Source organism: Pseudomonas sp. GW822-FHT04C11, from assembly GCF_058800905.1.
The window spans coordinates 1-20,651 of the sequence record NZ_JBXAMS010000005.1; the positions used below are offsets into that span (position 1 = coordinate 1).

The 20,651-nt window shown below is 59.3% G+C and carries 18 protein-coding genes; 6 read left to right on the forward strand and 12 right to left on the reverse strand.

Going from position 1 to position 20,651, the window contains the following annotated elements; genetic code table 11:
* Positions 1-87: 87 nt before the first annotated feature.
* Together AC1RJ3_RS09740 and ttcA are read right to left on the reverse strand one after the other, a co-directional pair.
* The gene (locus tag AC1RJ3_RS09740) at positions 88-759 is read right to left on the reverse strand and encodes a DNA-3-methyladenine glycosylase I (protein ID WP_054593580.1); all 672 of its coding nucleotides are present in this window, start codon (positions 757-759) and stop codon (positions 88-90) included.
* Positions 760-826: 67 nt separating this feature from the next.
* On the reverse strand, positions 827-1,651 hold the full coding sequence (ttcA, locus tag AC1RJ3_RS09745) for a tRNA 2-thiocytidine(32) synthetase TtcA (RefSeq protein ID WP_054593581.1): 825 nt from the start codon (positions 1,649-1,651) through the stop codon (positions 827-829).
* Between the two features lie 436 nt (positions 1,652-2,087).
* On the opposite strand from ttcA, the gene AC1RJ3_RS09750 reads away from it, so the two are divergent.
* Together AC1RJ3_RS09750 and AC1RJ3_RS09755 are read left to right on the forward strand one after the other, a co-directional pair.
* On the forward strand, positions 2,088-2,690 hold the full coding sequence (locus AC1RJ3_RS09750) for a Yip1 family protein (RefSeq protein ID WP_054593582.1): 603 nt from the start codon (positions 2,088-2,090) through the stop codon (positions 2,688-2,690).
* A gap of 184 nt (positions 2,691-2,874) precedes the next feature.
* Entirely contained in the window at positions 2,875-3,369 is a 495-nt protein-coding gene (locus AC1RJ3_RS09755; protein ID WP_103318731.1) for a SprT family zinc-dependent metalloprotease, read from the forward strand.
* 14 nt (positions 3,370-3,383) lie between these two features.
* Here the strand turns inward: AC1RJ3_RS09755 and AC1RJ3_RS09760 are convergent, their stop codons facing one another.
* The gene (locus tag AC1RJ3_RS09760) at positions 3,384-4,565 is read right to left on the reverse strand and encodes a CaiB/BaiF CoA transferase family protein (protein WP_493078668.1); all 1,182 of its coding nucleotides are present in this window, start codon (positions 4,563-4,565) and stop codon (positions 3,384-3,386) included.
* 145 nt (positions 4,566-4,710) lie between these two features.
* On the reverse strand, positions 4,711-6,045 hold the full coding sequence (locus tag AC1RJ3_RS09765) for a dicarboxylate/amino acid:cation symporter (RefSeq protein WP_489112283.1): 1,335 nt from the start codon (positions 6,043-6,045) through the stop codon (positions 4,711-4,713).
* 336 nt (positions 6,046-6,381) lie between these two features.
* Between AC1RJ3_RS09765 and AC1RJ3_RS09770 the strand changes: the two genes are divergently transcribed.
* Positions 6,382-7,380 (forward strand): AraC family transcriptional regulator, encoded by a 999-nt coding sequence (locus tag AC1RJ3_RS09770; protein WP_054593586.1) that lies wholly within the window; start codon positions 6,382-6,384, stop codon positions 7,378-7,380.
* Between the two features lie 30 nt (positions 7,381-7,410).
* On the opposite strand, the gene AC1RJ3_RS09775 is transcribed toward AC1RJ3_RS09770, so the two are convergent.
* Both AC1RJ3_RS09775 and AC1RJ3_RS09780 read right to left on the reverse strand, forming a co-directional pair.
* The gene (locus AC1RJ3_RS09775) at positions 7,411-8,757 is read right to left on the reverse strand and encodes an ATP-binding protein (protein WP_347927760.1); all 1,347 of its coding nucleotides are present in this window, start codon (positions 8,755-8,757) and stop codon (positions 7,411-7,413) included.
* A complete protein-coding gene (locus AC1RJ3_RS09780; protein ID WP_054593588.1) occupies positions 8,754-9,431 on the reverse strand; it encodes a response regulator transcription factor in 678 nt (225 codons plus the stop codon). The genes AC1RJ3_RS09775 and AC1RJ3_RS09780 overlap by 4 nt, the downstream gene beginning before the upstream one ends.
* 239 nt (positions 9,432-9,670) lie before the next feature.
* On the opposite strand from AC1RJ3_RS09780, the gene AC1RJ3_RS09785 reads away from it, so the two are divergent.
* Both AC1RJ3_RS09785 and AC1RJ3_RS09790 read left to right on the forward strand, forming a co-directional pair.
* Entirely contained in the window at positions 9,671-10,462 is a 792-nt protein-coding gene (locus AC1RJ3_RS09785) for a dienelactone hydrolase family protein (RefSeq protein WP_493078672.1), read from the forward strand.
* Between the two features lie 224 nt (positions 10,463-10,686).
* Entirely contained in the window at positions 10,687-11,412 is a 726-nt protein-coding gene (locus tag AC1RJ3_RS09790; protein WP_493078674.1) for a 4'-phosphopantetheinyl transferase family protein, read from the forward strand.
* A 132-nt stretch (positions 11,413-11,544) separates the two neighbouring features.
* Here the strand turns inward: AC1RJ3_RS09790 and AC1RJ3_RS09795 are convergent, their stop codons facing one another.
* Positions 11,545-13,155 (reverse strand): ATP-binding protein, encoded by a 1,611-nt coding sequence (locus tag AC1RJ3_RS09795; RefSeq protein ID WP_493078676.1) that lies wholly within the window; start codon positions 13,153-13,155, stop codon positions 11,545-11,547.
* Positions 13,152-13,877 (reverse strand): response regulator, encoded by a 726-nt coding sequence (locus tag AC1RJ3_RS09800; protein WP_054593592.1) that lies wholly within the window; start codon positions 13,875-13,877, stop codon positions 13,152-13,154. The genes AC1RJ3_RS09795 and AC1RJ3_RS09800 overlap by 4 nt, the downstream gene beginning before the upstream one ends.
* Before the next feature lie 730 nt (positions 13,878-14,607).
* Here AC1RJ3_RS09800 and AC1RJ3_RS09805 point away from each other — a divergent pair.
* Entirely contained in the window at positions 14,608-17,502 is a 2,895-nt protein-coding gene (locus tag AC1RJ3_RS09805; protein ID WP_054593593.1) for a ribonucleoside-diphosphate reductase subunit alpha, read from the forward strand.
* A gap of 179 nt (positions 17,503-17,681) precedes the next feature.
* Here the strand turns inward: AC1RJ3_RS09805 and flgE are convergent, their stop codons facing one another.
* The 4 genes from flgE to flgB are packed head-to-tail and all read right to left on the reverse strand — an operon-like array spanning position 17,682 to position 20,643.
* Positions 17,682-19,013, reverse strand: coding sequence for a flagellar hook protein FlgE (flgE, locus tag AC1RJ3_RS09810; protein WP_103318708.1), 1,332 nt, complete (start codon positions 19,011-19,013; stop codon positions 17,682-17,684).
* A 31-nt stretch (positions 19,014-19,044) separates the two neighbouring features.
* A complete protein-coding gene (gene flgD / locus AC1RJ3_RS09815; RefSeq protein ID WP_347927762.1) occupies positions 19,045-19,773 on the reverse strand; it encodes a flagellar hook assembly protein FlgD in 729 nt (242 codons plus the stop codon).
* 15 nt (positions 19,774-19,788) lie between these two features.
* Entirely contained in the window at positions 19,789-20,232 is a 444-nt protein-coding gene (gene flgC, locus AC1RJ3_RS09820; RefSeq protein WP_054593596.1) for a flagellar basal body rod protein FlgC, read from the reverse strand.
* Positions 20,233-20,235: 3 nt separating this feature from the next.
* Entirely contained in the window at positions 20,236-20,643 is a 408-nt protein-coding gene (flgB, locus tag AC1RJ3_RS09825; RefSeq protein WP_054593597.1) for a flagellar basal body rod protein FlgB, read from the reverse strand.
* Positions 20,644-20,651 lie beyond the last annotated feature (8 nt).

Consider the following 20,651-nt stretch of genomic DNA (forward strand, 5'->3'; position numbering starts at 1 on the left):
CTGCTCCTACGGTTTTGTGTCGTACCCACTAAAACCGTAGGAGCAGGGGGGCGCCTAGCTCTTGCTCGCGATGAAGGCGACACGGCCTCAATGATTGACGGTGTAAGCCAGCATCATCGATATCTGACACATTGGCCGGCCGCTCTCGGCGTGCCATTGGTTGAAGGCGTTCTGCACCGTCGCCAGATCGCGCAGGCTGGTCGGCACCTTGTCGATGATCTGTTGCGCATTCAACGCCGCGACCACGTCATAGCTCGGCACGAAGGTGTCCTTGCCGATCATCCGCAAAAACCGTGGTGCCGATAACCCACCCAATTGATGCCCGTGTTTGGCCAGGTACTTCCACAGGCCAACGATGTCGGTCACCGGCCATTCGGCGATCAACTCGCCGAAGCTGCCCTTCTCTTTCGCCACATCCAGGATGAACTGCGCATTGCGCGGCACGCTCTTGAGCTTGCCCAGGTGGCGGATGATCCGTGCGTCCTGCATCAGTCGCTCAAGGTGTTCGGCGCCCATCAGCACGACCTTTTCCGGATCGAACCCGAAGAATACTTCTTCGAATGCCGGCCACTTGGCGTCCACCAGGCTGTGCTTGAGGCCTGCGCGAAACACCCGCAACGCCAAGGTCGACAGGTAGCGATCATCGCTGATCTGGCGCAGCTGTGCCGGGGTCTTGGGCACGGGCAGATGGGCTTCCAGTTCGGCTGCCGAACCAAAACGGTTCAGACAGTATTCGTGCAGCCACTTGTAATCGCGCATGCCCTCTCCTGAGCAATGAAATAAAAACGGCGCCCGCGAGCGCCGTTAAGTCAGAACAGTCCAGCAATCAGAGATTCACCACGTTCACAAAACGCGACGCAGCGGTTTCGTCGATACGCAGGTTGGTGAAGTCGAACAGGTTACGGTCCGCCAACTGCGACGGAATGACGTTCTGCAAACCACGGAAAATGCTTTCGGTACGGCCCGGCGTCTTGCGCTCCCACTCCTGAAGCATTTCCTTGACCACCTGACGCTGCAGGTTTTCCTGGGAGCCGCAGAGGTTGCACGGGATGATCGGGAACTGCTTGAAGTCCGAGTAAGCCTGAATGTCTTTCTCGTTACAGTAGGCCAATGGGCGGATCACTACGTTACGGCCGTCGTCGGCACGCAACTTCGGCGGCATGGCCTTGAGCGAGCCGTTGTAGAACATGTTCAGGAAAAACGTCTCGACGATGTCGTCGCGGTGATGACCGAGGGCCATTTTGGTCGCGCCGATTTCGTCGGCGAAGGTGTAGAGCGTGCCGCGACGCAGGCGCGAGCACAACGAGCAAGTGGTCTTGCCTTCTGGCACCAGTTCCTTGACCACCGAGTAGGTGTCCTTTTCGACGATGTGGTATTCCACACCCAGCTCTTTCAGATAAGCCGGCAGCACATGCTCAGGGAAACCCGGCTGCTTCTGGTCCATGTTCACCGCGACGATCTCGAACTTGATCGGCGCCACCTTCTGCAGGTGCATCAGCACGTCGAGCATGGTGTAGCTGTCCTTGCCGCCGGACAGGCAGACCATGACCTTGTCGCCGTCTTCGATCATGTTGTAATCGGCGACGGCTTCACCGGCCTGTCGACGTAGACGTTTCTGCAGTTTGTTCTGGTTGACCGAAAGAGTGCCCATGGCGCTTGAAATCCGCGAGGTGTGACGAAAGGCCGACATTTTACGCAAAAACCCTTCGGGGGCGAAGAGCCTGGAGTCCGCGCTTTGTCCGACTTGAGCATACCCCTGTGGCGAGGGAGCTTGCTCCCGTTCGACTGCGCAGCAGTCGTAAAACCTGCTGCTACGGTTGCGCTGAAAAAAACGAAGTGTCTGTATTGGGGCCGCTTCGCGCCCCAGCGGGAGCAAGCTCCCTCGCCACAGGGGCGATACCCAGATCGAGCAGCAATTAACCCCGGCTTTTACAGCGCGATTTGCTCTAAAGCCCCCCACCTGTGACAGCCAGTACTTTCTATACTGCGTCATAAGGTCGCGCGCATTTCAGACCTCTACTTACTTGGCCGCTGGCCCGTAGGCGCTCCGCTGGGGGGCGATAGCAATCACGAAGGAGTGACTGACTATGATCCATCACGTCGTGGGGCTTTTCACCCACCCTGATCAAGAATGGAAAGAAATCCGTGGCGACCAAGAGGAAAGTATCAGCCACATGTACCTCACCCACACGCTGATTCTGGCGGCAATACCGGCTATTTCGGCGTTTATCGGTACCACCAAGGTCGGCTGGGTCATCGGTAGCCGCGCGCCGGTCATGCTGACCCAGGAAAGCGCGCTCTGGATGACCATCATGTCGTACCTGGCGATGCTCGGCGGGGTTGCGGTGATGGGCGCGTTCATTCACTGGATGGCTCGCACCTATGACGCCAGCCCGAGCCTGGCGCGCTGTGTCGCGTTTGCCACCTACACCGCCACGCCACTGTTCATCGGCGGTCTGGCGGCGCTGTATCCGCACATGTGGCTGGGCATGGTCGTTGGCACTGCAGCCATCTGCTACACCGTGTACCTGCTGTACGTGGGGCTACCGACCTTCATGAACATTCCGTCGGACGAAGGTTTTCTGTTCTCAAGTTCAGTGCTTGCCGTAGGGTTGGTGGTGCTGGTGGCGATCATGGCATTCACCGTGATTGTCTGGGGCCTGGGCGTTGGCCCGGTCTATACCAACTAGAATCGGCAACTTAAACGGGCAAATGAAGCGGGCGAAGGACGCTGCCTATAAAACAAACAGGGATCTGCCAACACAGGCCGCCGCAAGGCGGCCTTCTCTATTGCGCGACGACCATTCGGCGCCTGGGCGATTCGCAATGAGCACGGTTTGCAGCATACTCGACGCCTCTGGAGATCCGCCAAGCATGCCCGAGCAACTCAATTCCCGCGTCGAAGACTGTTTCCAACAAGCCGAATCTTTTTTCAAGCGACCTTTCAAACGCCCGGTGGTCAGCCTCAAGTTGCGCGGCCAGAAGGCCGGCGTAGCGCACCTGCATGAAAACCTGCTGCGTTTTAATCCGCAGCTGTACCGGGAAAACGCCGAAGACTTCCTCAAACAGACCGTGGCTCACGAAGTCGCGCACCTGATCGCCCATCAACTGTTCGGTGACCGTATACAACCGCATGGCGAAGAATGGCAATTGATCATGCGCGGGGTGTACGAACTGCCGCCCAACCGCTGCCACACCTACGCCATCAAACGCCGCAGCGTGACCCGCTACATCTACCGCTGCCCCTGCGCCAACAGCGATTTCCCGTTCTCGGCCCAGCGCCATAGCCTGGTGCGACAAGGGCGGCGATATTTGTGCCGACGTTGCCGGCAGACGCTGGTATTTACCGGTGAGTCGCGGGTCGAATGACCGCGTGGGAACGATCACAGCACTACCTTCGCTGTACGCAACTCTTTGATTTGTTCAGCGCTATACCCCAACTCACCCAACACCTGATCGGTATGCTCGCCCAATGCCGCGCCGATATGTCGAGGCTCGGGTAACCCGCCTGAAAACTTCAACGGACAAGCCATCTGCGCCTGCGCGGTGCCGTCGTTGCGTGGCACCTGGGTGACCAGATCCCGAGCCTTCAGCTGAGGGTGCTCAACCGCTTCGGCCAGGCTCAGCACCGGCTCAACGCAAGCATCGAGTCCGGCAAACAATGTGCAGAGCTCGGCAAAGTCATGTTTTTCGAATTCGATCTGAAACGCCAGCTTGAGCGTCTTCTGCTGCTCGGGGACGGGCGACAAACCCAGTACCGCCAGATCCGGCTGCCCCAGCGCCGTGCACAGCTGCTGCATGAAATCCGGTTCCAGGCTGCCGACAGACATCCAGCGACCATCGCGAGTGCGGTAATAGTCGTAGAAGCTGCCGCCATTGAGCATCTGATCTTCACGCCCCGGTGTGACACCACAGGCCAGATACCCCGCGCCCGCCATGGCGTTCAGACTGAATGCGCAATCGGTCATGCTCACGTCCAGGTGTTGCCCCAGGCCACTGTGCTGACGGGCAATCACCGCCGCCAGCAGGCCGATCACCCCATGCAGCGAACCACCGGCAATGTCCGCGACCTGAACGCCCAACGGCAACGGCCCACTATCCTCGTGCCCCGTATAGCTGGACACGCCGGCCAGTGACAGATAGTTGATGTCGTGACCGGCGCGGTCCTTGTAGGGGCCCGTCTGGCCGTAGCCGGTGATCGAGACGTAAATCAGCCGCGGATTGATCGCCTTCAAAGCCTCGTACCCCAACCCCAAACGCTCCATCACTCCCGGGCGAAACTGCTCGAGGAGGATGTCGTGGTCTTGCAGCAGTTGCTTGACCACCTCCAGCGCTGCCGGCTGCTTGAGGTCCAGCGCCAGGCTGCGCTTGTTGCGATTGAGGTAGGCGTGGCTGGCAGAAGTGCCATGGTCGTGGGGCGGTAAAACCCGCAACAGGTCCATCCGGGTCGGTGATTCGATCCGCAGCACTTCGGCGCCCATGTCCGCCAGCAACAACGAGGCGAATGGCCCCGGCAACAGCGTCGAAAAATCCAGAACCTTGAGTGATGCCAGTGGGCCTTGCATGGTCATTCTCCGTCAGCGATACCTAAAGCCTAGGCAGCCGATGACCTGGCAGCAATCACCTTAACCATCAGCCGGACTGACCTTTGCGCTCAAACCTGCGGCAATAAAAAACCCGCCGAAGCGGGTTTTTCATCAACTCAATGAATTACTTCACCGAAGTCGGGGCTGGGCTTTCAGCCACATGCACATCGTCTTCGCCATGCGTATTGGTGATTGCGCGACCACCGGAAGCCAGTTCCTCATGCATCTGGTCGACATCCAGCTCTTTGACCCACTTGGCCACGACCAGGGTAGCAACCGCGTTACCCACCAGGTTGGTCAGGGCGCGGGCTTCGGACATGAAGCGGTCGATCCCGAGGATCAGCGCCAGGCCGGCAACCGGCAGGTGACCGACCGCCGACAGGGTGGCGGCCAGCACGATGAAGCCGCTACCGGTCACACCGGCGGCGCCTTTGGAGGACAGCAGCAACACAACCAGCAAGGTGATCTGGTGAGTGATGTCCATGTGGGTGTCGGTCGCCTGAGCGATGAACACCGCGGCCATGGTCAGGTAGATGGCAGTCCCGTCGAGGTTGAACGAGTAACCGGTCGGGATCACCAGACCCACGACGGATTTCTTCGCGCCCAGGCGCTCCATCTTGATCAGCATGCGTGGCAGTACCGATTCCGAAGAGGAAGTACCCAGTACGATCAGCAGCTCTTCACGGATGTAGCGAATCACTTTCAGCACACTGAAACCGTGAGCGCGCGCGATGCCGCCCAGCACGACCAGAATGAACAACAGGCAGGTGATGTAGAAGCACGCCATCAACTGACCCAGTTGCACCAGCGAGCCGACGCCATAAGCACCAATGGTGAAGGCCATGGCGCCCAGGGCACCGATTGGCGCGAGCTTCATGATCATGTTGATGATGTTGAACATCACGTGGGCGAAGCGATCGATGAAGTCCAGGATCGGCTTGCCGTAGGCACCCAGGCGATGCAGGGCGAAACCGAAGATCACCGAGAACATCAGCACTTGCAGGATGTCGCCGTTGGCGAACGCGCCGACGATGGTGGCCGGGATGATGTTCAGGATGAAGCCAACGACGCTTTGATCCGCACCGGCAGCGACATAAGCAGCCACTTTGGAAGCATCCAGAGTGCTGACATCGATGTGCATGCCGTTACCTGGCTGCACGATGTTGACCACTACCAGACCCACCAGCAATGCGATGGTCGAAACGATTTCGAAGTACAGCAGCGCGTAACCGCCGGTCTTGCCGACCGATTTCATGTTCTGCATGCCCGCGATACCGCTGACCACGGTGCAGAAGATGATCGGAGCGATGACCATTTTGATCAGTTTGATGAACCCGTCACCCAGTGGCTTGAGTGCCACGGCGGTTTGCGGGTAGTAGTGACCGAGCGCGATGCCGATAGCGATGGCAATGATCACCTGGAAATACAGGGATTTGTACAGTGGCTGACGAGTCGTCATTACAAAGTTCCTCAAGAGCACCGCGCTGCAATCAATCATCTGAGGCAGGCGACACCTAAAGTGCGAACCCTCCTGCACCGGAGGGATTTGTTTTGTCGAGCTGCGCGCTGGCAGACCTCTCACCCTTATCGCAAAGCCCGTGCCACCTTGCCAAAATCGTCCAAAAGCCTTTTGCCATCAGGGTTGCCGGGGTTCCTTCATCCCTTGACCACCCGACCGGGGTGGCGGATTTCCGCCCACCAACCGGCTCTCGTCCTACAATTTGGCGGATATCCGCCTTGTCCCGCCACCAGGCCGTGGCTAAGATCCGCCACTCAATGGACGGATCAGACCCCAATGCGCGAACGTACCATCGCCAGTCATTTTGCTCGTGCGGCCCTCGGTGGCGCGCGCCGACGCGGCTATGACTATTCGGGTCTGTTGCAACAGCTGGGGATCAGCGTCGAATTGCTCGACGAACCTCGCGCCAGGATCGCGCCCGAACAGTTCACCAGCCTGCTGCAAGGGCTCTGGCAAGCGCTGGATGACGAATACCTGGGCTTTGCCCGCGGCCCAAGCAAACGTGGCACCTTCGCCATGATGTGCCATGCCTTGATTCACTGCCGCACGCTCGAGAAAGCACTCAGTCGCGGCTTATTATTTTATAGCCTATTCCCCGACGCTCCGCGCCTGACCCTGACCCGCGAAGGTGAAATGGTGCGTTTGAGCCTGGATGATTCTCAGCTGTGGGACCCGGATCACTTTTTCAGCGAATGTCAGCTGGTGATCTGGCATCGACTGGGCAGTTGGCTGATCGGTCAGCGCATTCGCCTGGAACAGGCCTGTTTCAGCTACCCGAAACCCGAGCACGCTGCCGAGTACGACCTGTTGTTCCCCTGCCCGATGGTGTTTTCGGCCGAGCAAAGCAGCCTGTTGTTCCACAGCCGTTACCTGCAGATGCCGTTGTTGCAGGACGAACGTACCCTCAAGCATTTCCTCGAACGCTCGCCCGCCGATCTGCTATCGCGCCCGGATGACGGCGATAGCCTCAGCAGCCAGTTACGCCGCCTGCTCAGCCGCGACAGTGCGCGCTGGCCAGACCTGGAAGCGGTTGCCGCACACCTGCACATCAGCCCGCAGACCTTGCGTCGGCACTTGCGTGAAGAGGGTTCGAGTTTTCAGGAATTGAAAGACCAACTGCGCCGCGACATCGCGATTTATCACCTCAGCCGTGCCGACCTGTCGTTGCAACAGATCGCCGAACAGCTGGGATTCTCCGAGCCGTCGGCGTTTCACCGGGCGTTCAAGAAGTGGACCGGGTTGACGCCTGGCGCTTATCGCGCACAAGAGAATTAAGATCAAAAGATCGCAGCCACACCGCCATTTTCACACCACCGGAAAATGAATCCGGAATGCCGCGCCGCCCAAAGCTGAATCCCCCAGGGTCAACTGTGCGCCGTAGCTCTCGATGATGTCCTTGACCACCGCAAGGCCGATACCCTGCCCCGGGTGCTGGCGGTCCAGCCGTTCGCCGCGCTGAAGAATCCGCGCACGTTGATCCGGCGGTACGCCCGGGCCGTCATCTTCGATGCACAACTCCACACCATTCATGGTTTGCCGCAGGCTGACGCGCACTTCGCCCAGGCACAGGCGATAGGCGTTTTCCAGCAGGTTACCGAGCATTTCCAGCAAGGCGCCCTGCTCGATCGGCACGTAGCACGGGTTCGGCAGGTCGAACGAGGTCCGTACCTGCTTGTCGCGATAGACCTTGTCCAGAGTGTCGCAAAGGCTTTGCAGTACCGGCCGCAACCGCACCTGGTGACGCACCAGACCGCTTTTACGCAAGCTCGCGCGCTGCAACTGATAGCTGATCTGTTGGCTCATGCGCTCGATCTGCGATTGCAGCACCCACGCCTGCTCCCGATCTTCCGGCCGCTGGGCCATGTCTTCACTGACCCCTTGCAACACCGCCAACGGGGTTTTCAGGCTGTGGGCCAGATCATCCAGAGAGTCGCGGTAGCGACTGCGCTGCTCACGCTCGCTGCGCAGCAAACGGTTCAGCGAGCCGGTCAGGCGCAACAATTCGCGGGGGTGTTCTTCGCTGAGGCTTTCAAGGGCACCGTTCTCGATCTGGTCGAGTTCCTGGCTCAAGCGTTTCAAGGCCTGCAAGCCCCAGGTCAGGCCGATCCACAGTAGCGACAGCAACACCAGCAACGCGGCGCCAAACCCCAGGTAGAGATTTTCCCGCAGGCCGTCGAGCGTCTGCTCGTACTCACGCACCGGCTGCAGCGCGACGATACTGAACGCTGCGCTTTTACCGCCGAGCAACTTGACCTCGACGTCATAAACGAAGAATTCCTGGCCGTTGGCCTCACGAATACGCGCGAATTGATCGCCGTGTCCGTCGTAACGCGGTCGGTAACTGATGCCCTCATCATGAGTCGCCCGCGAGCGCCAGACCAGATGACCGTCGCGATCATAGATGTAGCCCAACAGGCGACTGTCGGTGAGGTTGAGGAGCTCATCCGGCAACTGCGTGGGCATCACCAATCGGTTGTTTTCAACCCGCGCAGCAGATATCAGTGTGGTGACATCCGAGGCCAGGCGCTGCTTGATCGAATCTTGCAGCGCCAGGCTGAACGCGCCCTGCATGGCCGGCAACAAGGCCAGCATGAACAGCACCGCCAGTGTCGTGGCGGCCAGCATCAGGCGCAGGCGCAGCGATCGAATCACCGGCAGCGCTCGTTGAACAGGTAGCCCAGGCCACGCACGGTATCGATCGGCTTGAAGCCGGTCGGCCCTTCCAGCTTGCGCCGCAGACGGCCGACCAGCACTTCGATCACGTTTGGATCACGCTCGTCGTCGTCCGGATAGAGCTGTTCCATCAAACGGTCCTTGGCGACCACCTGCTGGTGATGACGCATCAGGTATTCGAGAATCCGGTACTCGTAGGCGGTCAATGCCAACGGCTGCTCGTCGAGGGTCGCCTGCTTGCGATTGAGGTCCAGCACCAGCGGCCCGGCAATGATGGTTGACTGGGTAAAACCGCTGGAGCGGCGCAGCAAGGCGTTCAGGCGCGCGTCCAGCTCTTCGAACTGGAACGGCTTGACCACGTAATCGTCGGCACCGGCGGCCAGGCCTTCGACCTTGTCCTGCCAGTTGCCGCGCGCGGTCAGGATCAGGATCGGAAAGGTCTTGCCTTGTGCACGCAGTTGGCGAATCAGGTCCAGCCCGCCCATGCCCGGCAAACCGAGGTCGATCACCGCCAGGTCATGGTTGAATTGCCCGGTCTGGTACAAGGCCTCTTCGGCATTGGCCACGGACTCGACCACGTGGCCATTGTCGGTCAGGCGGGTTTGCAGGTGATGACGCAACAGCGCTTCGTCTTCGACGACCAGCAGTTTCATAACGCTCTCCCAGGCAAAATCAACATCTCCACAGGTCCCTCGCACCTCGATTGCTAATACGCCAGTAACGGTAACCTGATTCAACCAAGGTGTTTGGCAAAACCTGCTGCATCATCCCGGACAACCCTGACGAAGTAACCGATACCACAGTTGTGACTGTAGGTTAACCACAACCCGCTGAACTCGGACTGAACAGGATCGACTAGGCTGTCTGGACGTCTTTTAAAGGAGCATCAACCATGCGCGTATTGATCGCACTCGTTTTATTCGCCCTGAGCAGCCTCAGCCAAGCGGCAATCAAGACTCAGGAGATTCCTTACAAGAGTGCCGACGGGACTGAAATGATCGGCTATTACGCCTACGACGACAGCATTCAGGGGGCTCGCCCGGGCGTGGTGGTGGTCCATGAGTTCTGGGGGCTCAACGACTACGCCAAGCGCCGGGCCCGCGACCTCGCCGGGCTGGGCTACAGCGCGCTGGCGATCGATATGTATGGCAAAGGCAAAAACACCGAGCACCCGAATGACGCCATGGCATTCATGAATGAAGCGCTGAAAAACAGCGCAACGGCCAGTGCCCGCTTCAATGCCGGGCTTGATCTGCTGAAAAAACAACCGCAGACCGACCCGAAAAAACTCGCGGCGATCGGTTACTGCTTCGGCGGCGGGATTGTCCTCGATGCTGCCCGCCAAGGGGCACCGCTGGCGGGTGTGGTGAGTTTCCACGGCGTATTGGCGACCAACACCCCGGCGACGCCTGGCAGCGTCAAGACCAAGCTACTGGTAGAGCACGGTGCTCTGGACAGCATGATCACCGCGGATCAAGTGGCAGCGTTCAAAACCGAAATGGACAAGGCCGGCGCCGACTATAAGTTCGTCAGCCTGAAAGGTGCCAAGCATGGTTTCAGCAATCCGGACGCTGATCGCCTGAGCCACGGCGATCACGGCGGCCCGGACATCGGCTACAACAAAGCCGCCGATGAAAGCTCGTGGGCGGACATGAAGGCGTTCTTCAAAAAAATCTTTGGCTAATCGCTGACTGCGCCCACCTTGTGGCGAGGGAGCTTGCTCCCGCTGGGTCGCAAAGCGGCCCCCAAAACCTGCACATGCATTCACTCGAATGTACCAAGTACGCAGGGTTTGCGATGGCTACGCCATCGAGCGGGAGCAAGCTCCCTCGCCACAACAGCGCTGCGCGCCAGATGATTACAAAGCGGCCACTACCCAGCGCCAGGTCAACCCGGCAAAATGCCGGGATGAACCCGCTCCCCGCTCTCCCCGCCTGCTGCAAACCGCTCGACGCCCACTGGCCGTTGCCTGATGCGCTGCCCGATACGGTGCTGCTCAGCACTCGTTTCGATCCGTCGTTGCTGGTGTTCGACGACTTCCGGCGCAGCACCATCGAACCGCCCCCCAGTATCCAGCGCTCGGTCGCCAAACGTCAGGCCGAGTTTCTCGCCGGGCGGGTGTGCGCCCGGGCCGCCTTGCAGCAACTGGAGGGTCTGGACTGCATTCCGGCGATTGGCGAGGACCGCGCGCCCGTGTGGCCCGCGCATATCTGCGGCTCGATCACCCACAGCACCGGCCGGGCCGCCGCTATTGTTGCGCGCAAGACGCATTGGCGCAGCCTGGGCATGGACCTGGAGAACCTGCTGAACGCCGAACGCGCCGAGCGTCTGGCCGCCGAGATCCTCACTCCGCCCGAGCTCGAACGCATGGCCGCGGGCCGTCAAGATCTGCTGGCGTTGTGGGTGACCCTGACCTTCTCGGTCAAGGAGAGCCTGTTCAAGGCGCTCTACCCTATCGTGCAGAAGCGTTTCTATTTCGAACATGCCGAAGTGCTGGAATGGGCCGAGAGCGGGCATGTGCGCCTGCGCTTGTTGACCGACCTCTCCAGCGAGTGGCATTACGGCACAGAACTGGATGCGCAATTTGGCGTGCACGATGGGCAGTTGTTGAGCCTGGTCAGTATCAAGGCCTGAAGAACTTCAGTGCCTGTTCGACCGTCATCGCGGGCAAGCCTTGCTCCTACAGGTGTTGAGTCAAATGCGACTAACACAAATCCGTAGGAGCAAAGCTTGCTCGCGATGAGGCCCTTACAGACGGCAAAGATCTCAAGGTTTTTCCTGATTACGTGGCCAGCTCAGACTAAAACACGCGCCACCCAGGCTTTTACTCTTGCTGATCAACGCCCGACCGCCATGCCAATGAACGATCCGGCGTACGATTGAAAGCCCCAGGCCGTGCCCGCCGGACGCTCGGGTGCGGCTGTCATCCAGACGTAAAAATGGCGTGAAGATCTTTTCCCAGGCACTTTCCGGCACGCCCGGCCCATCGTCTTCGACATCGACGCGACAACGCTGCTGCCCCACCTGATAACTGATCGACACCTGGGACTGGGCATGACGCATCGCGTTGCTCACCAGATTCTGCAACGCCCGGTGCAGATAGCGCGGCTCAGCCTCGACCCAGGCGCCATCGCAATCGGCAGCCGACAGGCACAGGCCGCGATGCACCGTCACATCGGCGCGCAATGGCGCCAGTTCACCGATCACCTGATTGACCAAGGCATCGAGGTCGACGCGCTGGAAGTTCAGCGCTGGCGAACCCTGCTCCAACCGCGCATACGTGAGCATCTCGTCCACCAGGCCATCGAGGTCCTGGATATCGTGATCCATGCCCTCCAGGTATTTCTCCCGCGCTTGTGGCGTGTTCGCCGTGCTGATCATCTCCAGTCCAAAACGCAACCGCGCAACAGGCGTGCGCAGCTCATGGGACACCGCGCGCACCAGCTCACGCTGAATCGCCAACAGTTGCTGAAGGTGCTCGGCCATGCCGTTGAACGCCGCCGCCAATCGCCCCACCGAATCCGCACCGCGTGCCGGCACGCGGGTTTCCAGGCTGCCTTTGGCGATCCGTGTGGCGGCCGACTCCAGACCTCGCAAGCGGCGCTCCAACTGGCGCACCAGCAAATAGACGATCAACCCGATCAGGCTCAGGCCCAATGCAGCGATCAGTACCAGCCACTCCGGCGGGTAGGGGTTCATCTGGTACAGCGGGCCGATTTCCAGCACCCAGGGCGTACCGACCATCCCGGCAAACACCCGGATCGAATCGCCGCCCTTGCCCAGCGCCATCACCGTGTCGCCTTCAGAGACCCGACGGCTCTGGTCCTCGTCCATGTCCGCCTGATCGACCGTAATCAGTTGCAGCTCGAAGCCAAAGCCCTTGTCCTTCTTCAACGCCTCAAGACGCTTGGGCTGCTCGGCCACCGGGTAACGCACCAATTCATCGGCCAACAGGTAAATGGTCGCCCGCGCCAGTTGCTCGCTGATCTGTTGCACTTCTCCCGTCAGAACAAGCTGCTCTTTATCGCTGACCAAACGGTAGACCTTTGCCGCGTGCGGGCCGGTCTGCTCCACCAATGCCTGGCCGTGCAGCACCCGCGTGCGCTGGCTCAAGTCGAGGTCGGTCTGGGCGAACGTCTGCAAGCTCAAGGGAATGCCCAGCAAACGCTCCCACACCAGCAACGCTCGATGACGCTCGGTCTCGTTCATCGGTTGCAGATTGTCGGCCATCAAGGAAAACGTGCCGTGGGCCAGGCGTTCACGGTATTGCTCGCTGCGCACCTGGTTGAGCAGGTGCAAGGCCAGTACACCAAGCACCGCCACCAGAATCAGCGCGGCGCACATGCCGCCATAAATGCGCAGGAAGATCGAGTTCACAAGGGTTGATCTACACAGGCTTCAGGAACGAACAGATACCCCTTGCTGCGAATGGTCTTGATCAGTCGCGGATGGTCCGGGTCATCGCCGATCTTCGGCCGGATCCGCGAAATGCGAACATCGATCGAGCGATCCTGACCGTCGTAGCCAATGCCTCGCAGCGCCGTGAAAATTTCCTCGCGGGACAGAATCCGCCCGGCGTTGGCCACCAGCAACCAGAGCAGATCGAACTCGGCACTGGTCAACTCGATGCCAGTGTCCTGCAGCCACGCCTCACGCAGCGCGTTGTCGACGACCAGCGGGCCGAACTGCAAGCGACGGAGTTTTTCCGGTGCCGCAGGCTCGGGTGCTTCACTGCGTCGCAGCAAGGCCTGGACACGCGCCAGCAACAAACGCGGGCGCACCGGTTTGCACACGTAGTCATCGGCGCCCATGTCCAGGCCCTGGATCTGGTCCATGTCGTCAGTGCGCGCCGTGAGCATCAGGATTGGTCCGTCGTAGTGATCACGAACCTTGCGGCAAATCGTCAGGCCGTCTTCGCCGGGGAGCATCAGGTCGAGGATCACCAGGTCCGGTTGCTCGGCGATAATCCGCGCCGCCGCCAGCGCTCCATTGCCTTCGAGGGTGACCCGCAGACCGTGGCTTTCGAGATACTCACGAGTCAACTCAGCCAAGCGCTGGTCATCCTCGACAATCAATACCTGCCAGGCTTCTTGCTCCACGGGTGACCTCTTTGCCGAACGCTATTAAGGAAGGCTCCACTCGTCTTTTTGTAATGATTGGAGTGGATAAGTCTGCGTATGCAGTGACCGATTGTAGCAACGCCTTCCCTTGAGAACACAAGCTGGCAAATGCTCTCGGTAACTGCGTTTTTTTGTGATAGGGTTCGCGCCCTCAAAAATACGCCCAAGGCTATTTTTCAGGGCAAAATTCCATGACAAACGGTCCACCCCAGCAGGGTTGCGGCCTACACGCCGATTGACAGTTTCATACACATTTTACGCACAGCTTTATCCACAGGTAGTACGTTGCAATCACCCCCCAAAACGCATTATCTTGTAGCTCGCGCTAAAAAAACCCCTACATGTAGGGGTTTACGCAAAAAACCAAACACAAATCAGACACCAAATTCAAGCGCTTTTATTGCCTCTGTCTGGTTGAACCAAACGTATTTTCAGAAGCCCAAACCGCACCTGCGGATGGCGACTGTTTTTTAGCCGCCAACGGCGAAAACGGTACGGGTGTTGCAGTCAATTACTGTCACCCAAACGGAATTCGGTTTTCGGCCCCAGGCTTGAGACCAAAGACTTCGGCAAGGAAGCGGCGCTCAACAGCCCCTTCCTGACTGTCCCGAAGTTGTTATGCCCGGCGCTTGCCGGTTGTAGTGCTTCAGGACGGAACGGTGGGCGCCTTCATGGTGCCCAAACAAACATAGAGAACGTGGAGACACCCATGCAAACCGACACAACTCGCGAGAACCCGCAGGGCACCGCGCCGATGGCCACTGATTCGAATTCGGATCTGTCCGCCACCGCGCCAGGCCAACTGCGCGTGATCAAGCGTAACGGCACTGTCGTTCCTTACACCGATGACAAAATCACCGTCGCCATCACCAAAGCGTTTCTCGCAGTTGAGGGCGGCACTGCTGCTGCCTCGTCGCGAATCCACGACACCGTTGCCCGCCTGACCGAACAAGTCACCGCGACCTTCAAGCGTCGCATGCCATCGGGCGGCACCATCCACATCGAAGAAATCCAGGACCAGGTCGAACTGGCCCTGATGCGTGCCGGCGAGCAGAAAGTCGCTCGTGACTACGTGATCTACCGTGACGCCCGCTCCAAAGAGCGCGCAGTACGCGCGCCTGCCGAGGAAGCAGTACAAGCTCACCCGTCGATCCGCATCACCCGTGCCGACGGCACTTTTGCCCCCCTGGACATGGGCCGCCTGAACACCATCGTCACCGAGGCCTGCGAAGGTCTGGAAGAAGTCGACGGCGACCTGATCCAGCGCGAAACCCTGAAGAACCTCTACGACGGCGTGGCCCTGACCGACGTCAACACCGCGCTGGTGATGACCGCTCGTACGCTGGTCGAGCGTGAGCCGAACTACTCGTTCGTGACCGCGCGCCTGCTGATGGACACCCTGCGTGCCGAAGGCCTGAGCTTCCTGGAAGTTGCTGAAAGCGCAACTCACCACGAAATGGTCGACCTGTACGCCAAGGCCCTGCCTGCCTACATCGCCAAGGGTATCGAATTCGAATTGCTGAACCCGGTCCTGGCGACCTTCGACCTGGAAAAACTCGGCAAGGCGATCAACCACGAGCGCGACCAGCAGTTCACCTACCTGGGCCTGCAAACCCTGTACGACCGTTACTTCATCCACAAGGATGGCGTGCGTTTCGAACTGCCGCAGATTTTCTTCATGCGCGTGGCCATGGGCCTGGCGATCGAAGAGAAGAACAAGGAAGACCGTGCGATCGAGTTCTACAACCTGTTGTCGTCCTTCGACTACATGTCCTCGACCCCGACCCTGTTCAACGCCGGCACCCTGCGTCCTCAGCTGTCCAGCTGCTACCTGACCACCGTGCCGGATGACCTGTCGGGCATCTACCACGCGATCCACGACAACGCCATGCTGTCGAAATTCGCTGGCGGCCTGGGCAACGACTGGACCCCGGTTCGCGCATTGGGCTCGTACATCAAGGGCACCAACGGCAAATCCCAGGGCGTTGTTCCGTTCCTGAAAGTAGTGAACGACACCGCTGTCGCCGTCAACCAGGGTGGCAAGCGCAAAGGCGCTGTCTGCGCTTACCTGGAAACCTGGCACATGGACATCGAGGAGTTCATCGAACTCCGCAAGAACACCGGTGATGACCGTCGTCGTACCCACGACATGAACACTGCCAACTGGATCCCTGACCTGTTCATGAAGCGCGTCTTCGATGACGGCAAATGGACCCTGTTCTCGCCGTCCGAAGTTCCGGACCTGCACGACCTGACCGGCAAGGCCTTCGAAGAACGCTACGAGTACTACGAAGCCCTGACCGAGTACCCAGGCAAGGTCAAGCTGTTCAAGACCATCCAGGCCAAAGACCTGTGGCGCAAAATGCTCTCCATGCTGTTTGAAACCGGCCACCCATGGCTGACCTTCAAAGACCCATGCAACCTGCGCAGCCCACAGCAGCACGTTGGCGTGGTTCACAGCTCGAACCTGTGCACCGAGATCACCTTGAACACCAACAAGGACGAGATCGCCGTTTGCAACCTGGGCTCGATCAACCTGCCGAACCACATCGTCAACGGCAAGCTGGACACCGCCAAGCTGGAACGTACCGTGAACACCGCCGTTCGCATGCTCGATAACGTTATCGACATCAACTACTACTCGGTGCCACAAGCGAAGAACTCCAACTTCAAGCACCGTCCGGTCGGCCTGGGCATCATGGGCTTCCAGGACGCTTTGTACCTGCAGCACATCCCTTACGGTTCCGACGCGGCTGTCGAGTTCGCCGACAAGTCGATGGAAGCGGTCAGCTACTACGCGATCCAGGCTTCCTGTGACCTGGCTGACGAGCGTGGCGCTTACGAGACGTTCCAGGGTTCGCTGTGGTCCAAAGGCATCCTGCCGCTGGATTCGCAACAGATCCTGATCGATCAGCGTGGCCAGAAGTACATCGACGTTGACCTGAACGAAACCCTGGACTGGGCGCCGGTGCGTGCTCGCGTACAGAAAGGTATTCGTAACTCCAACATCATGGCCATCGCACCGACCGCAACCATCGCCAACATCACTGGCGTCTCGCAGTCGATCGAACCGACCTACCAGAACCTCTATGTGAAATCGAACCTGTCGGGCGAATTCACCGTGATCAACCCGTACCTGGTTCGCGACCTCAAGGCTCGCGGTCTGTGGGACTCGGTCATGATCAACGACCTGAAGTACTACGACGGTTCCGTGCAGCAGATCGAACGCATCCCGCAAGAACTCAAAGAACTCTACGCGACTGCCTTCGAAGTCGACACCAAGTGGATCGTTGACGCGGCCAGCCGTCGTCAGAAGTGGATCGACCAGGCTCAGTCGCTGAACCTGTACATCGCCGGCGCATCGGGCAAGAAGCTCGACGTGACCTACCGCATGGCCTGGTACCGTGGCCTGAAAACCACTTACTACCTCCGTGCCCTGGCCGCGACCAGCACCGAGAAGTCGACCATCAACACCGGCAAGCTGAACGCTGTTTCCAGCGGCGGCAACCACGGTGACGACTCGGTCCTGGCAGCTCCAGCCGGTCCTGCTCCAGTACCGAAGGCGTGCGCCATCGACGAGCCGGATTGCGAAGCCTGCCAATAAGCTGAGCCGGTAAGCGCCACAAGGTGCTTACCTGAAACCCCCGATCAGTCTTCTGGACTGGTCGGGGGTTTTCTTTTGCGTATGAGCTGGGGGGCGCCTAGCTCCTACAGGTTTGCCTCAGGCACAAAAAAGCCCCTCTTGCGAGGGGCTCCTTGTGTAGCGCTATCAACCAACCAGCATCAGGTCATCTGAATGATGGTCTGCATGATGGTGCTCTGGGTGGAGATGGTTTTGGCGTTGGCCTGGTAGTTGCTCTGCGCCTTGATCAGGTTGACCAGTTCGTTGGTCAGGTTGACGTTGGACTCTTCCAGGGAGTTGGACTGAATCGAACCCAGGGACCCGGTTTCCGGAGCATCGTAGCCAGGGATACCCGAGGCGAACGTTTCTTTCCAGCTGGTGCCACCTACGGCTTGCAGGCCTTGTTCGTTGGTGAAGCTGGCCAGCGCAACCTGGCCGATGGCCTTGCTCTGGTTGTTACTGAAGTTGGCGAACAGGGTGCCGGTGCCGTCAATGGTCAGGTTGGTGATCTGGCCGGTGGCATAACCGTCCTGAGCCGGGATAGAGCGGGCAGAGTCGGCATTGAACTGCGTAGTGTTGGTCATCGAAATGGTCAATTTGCTAGCGCTTGGTGCCGCGCCGTTGGCCGCCCACACACCGTTGGTGACCTTACCCGGCACCCAGTTGGCCAACGTCACGGTATTGGCTGCGTTAGGGGCCGCAGGCGTCGCCGGTGGTGTTGCCACCGAGACCAGTTTGCCAGCGGTATCAAACGTGATGGTCGTAGCAATCGGGGCGGTGACTTTCGGGTCGCTGCCGGTGGCATCCGGGTTGCGACCGTCTACCAGGGTGTAGGTCTTCCACGTGTTGGCGCCGGTCTTCACCATGTATTGATCCATGACGTGCGAGTTGCCCTGGCTGTCATAGATCGGCGTACTGAACGATTTGGTGTAGGTGGCGAGGGTGTTTGGGTCGAATGGAGTACCGGTGGCCACCGTGTCGTCAATCACCGGAGCAGTCGAATCCAGGTTGATCGTCGAGGACACGGTCGACGTCGGTTTTGGCGCCAGATTCGAAGTGTCGATCTTAAGGTCAGTCAACACGCCGTTGATGACCTTGCCATTGGCGTCCACACCGTAACCCTGCAAACGGGCAGTTTGATTGGTATTGGTGATGAAGCCATCCTTGTCGACCTTGAACGTACCGGCACGGGTGTAGGTCGTCGAGCCGTTATTGCTCAGGGTGAAGAAACCCGAGCCATTGATGCCCATGTCCAGCACGTTGCCGGTGTTGTTGATATCACCCTGGGTGAACTGCTGGGATACGTTGGCCAGGTTTACACCGCTACCGACAACTTTAGAGCCGTTGCCCAGCTTGGTTGCCGAGTAGACATCGGCGAACTCGGCGCGCGAAGACTTGAAACCGGCGGTCGCAACGTTGGCGATGTTGTTGCCGGTCACGTCCAGTTGTTTGTTGGCTGCATAGAGACCGCTAAGGCCGATATTGAAAGACATATTCCACTCCTTTATGCCGCGTTAGCCGGCTCTATAGACCAATGGTTTGAACTTTGGACAGGGCGATAGGGCCCAGACCTGCAAGATTGAGCATCAACTCGCCGCCGGTTTGGCTCAGCGTCACGCTGTTGACCGTTGCTGGCAGGTAGGTGGCCAGATCGGTCGCCGTGCCGTTGATCGGCGCATTGGCCTTGACGGTATAAGTGCCCGCAGCGACTGCGGCGCCGCTATTGTCGTTGCCGTCCCAAGTGAAGCTGGCGCTGCCTGCAGGCTGAGTGCCCAGGTTAAGGGTTCTCACAACCTTTCCGCTGGCATCGCTGATAGTCACCGTGCCATCGGTGATGGACGATGTCAGGTTCACCGTACCGGTCAGGCCCTTGCTCGGGTCGCTGATCTGAGCGGTGCTGGTTTGCGCAATCACCGAACGACCCACCAGAGAAGAAGCCTGCAAGGCCTGGGAAGAGCTGAAATTACTGGCGAGAGAACTCACAGTCGTATTGAGGGAAGTGATCCCTTCAAGGCTACTGAACTGCGCCAGTTGAGCCACGAATGCGCCGTTGTCCTGCGGCGAAAGCGGGTTCTGGTTCTTCAACTGGGTCACCAGCAACTGCAGGAACGCGTCCTTGCCCAGCGCCTTGCCACCGGTCGCGCTACTGGTTGCTGCGGAAAGGCCATTCGCGGCCGTACCGGTGCCCTTGACCGAGGAGTTCGCCAGCAGGTCGGTCATGCTCAGGCCGCCGGTGGAATCGGTAACGCTCATAAAAATCGCCCCTTATCACTGACCGAGGGTCAGGACCTTCTGCATCATGGTTTTGGCGGTGTTCATCATTTCCGCGTTGGTCTGGAACGAACGACTGGCAGAAATCATGTCGGCCATTTCCTCCACCACGTTGACGTTGGGGTAATACACGTAACCCTTGGCGTCAGCCGCCGGATGGTTCGGCTCGTAGCGTGCTTCGAGGTTGCTTTGATCTTCGACTACGCCGAGTACCTGCACGCCCTGGCCTGCGGCATCCTGATTCTGGAACAGCGAATTGCTGCCACCGGACTGACCGCCCTGGAACATGGTGGCAAACACCGGGTGACGGGCACGGTAGGTCTGATCGATGCTCGAAGAGACGGTCTCGGCGTTGGCGATGTTACTGGCGACGGTGTTCAAGCGAGTGGTTTGAGCACTCATGCCGCTACCGGCAATGTTGAATACACTGGACAGAGACATGGATTACTCCCCGCGCAGGGCTGATACCAGCCCTTTGAATTTGCTGTTGAGCAGCGTGAAGCTGGCCTGGAAGTTGACCGCGTTTTGCGCGTAGTTCGACTGTTCCAGTTGGGCGTCCACGGTGTTTTGGTCAATCGACGGTTGCATCGGCGTGCGATACAGCAACGACTCCTCACCACTGCTCATACCCTGGGCTTCGATATGACGGCTATTGGTCATGTTCAAAGCAAAGGTGCCGTTCTTGTTCTTGTCGTTCTGGGCAGCCAGCACCGACGAGAAGTCCAGATCCCGAGCCTTGTAGTTCGGGGTATCGGCGTTGGCAATGTTGTTGGCCAGGACTTCGGCACGCTGAGCGCGGAAGCCCAGGGCTTGTTCGTGGATACCGAGCGCTTTATCGAAGCTGATGCTCATGTCGGAAA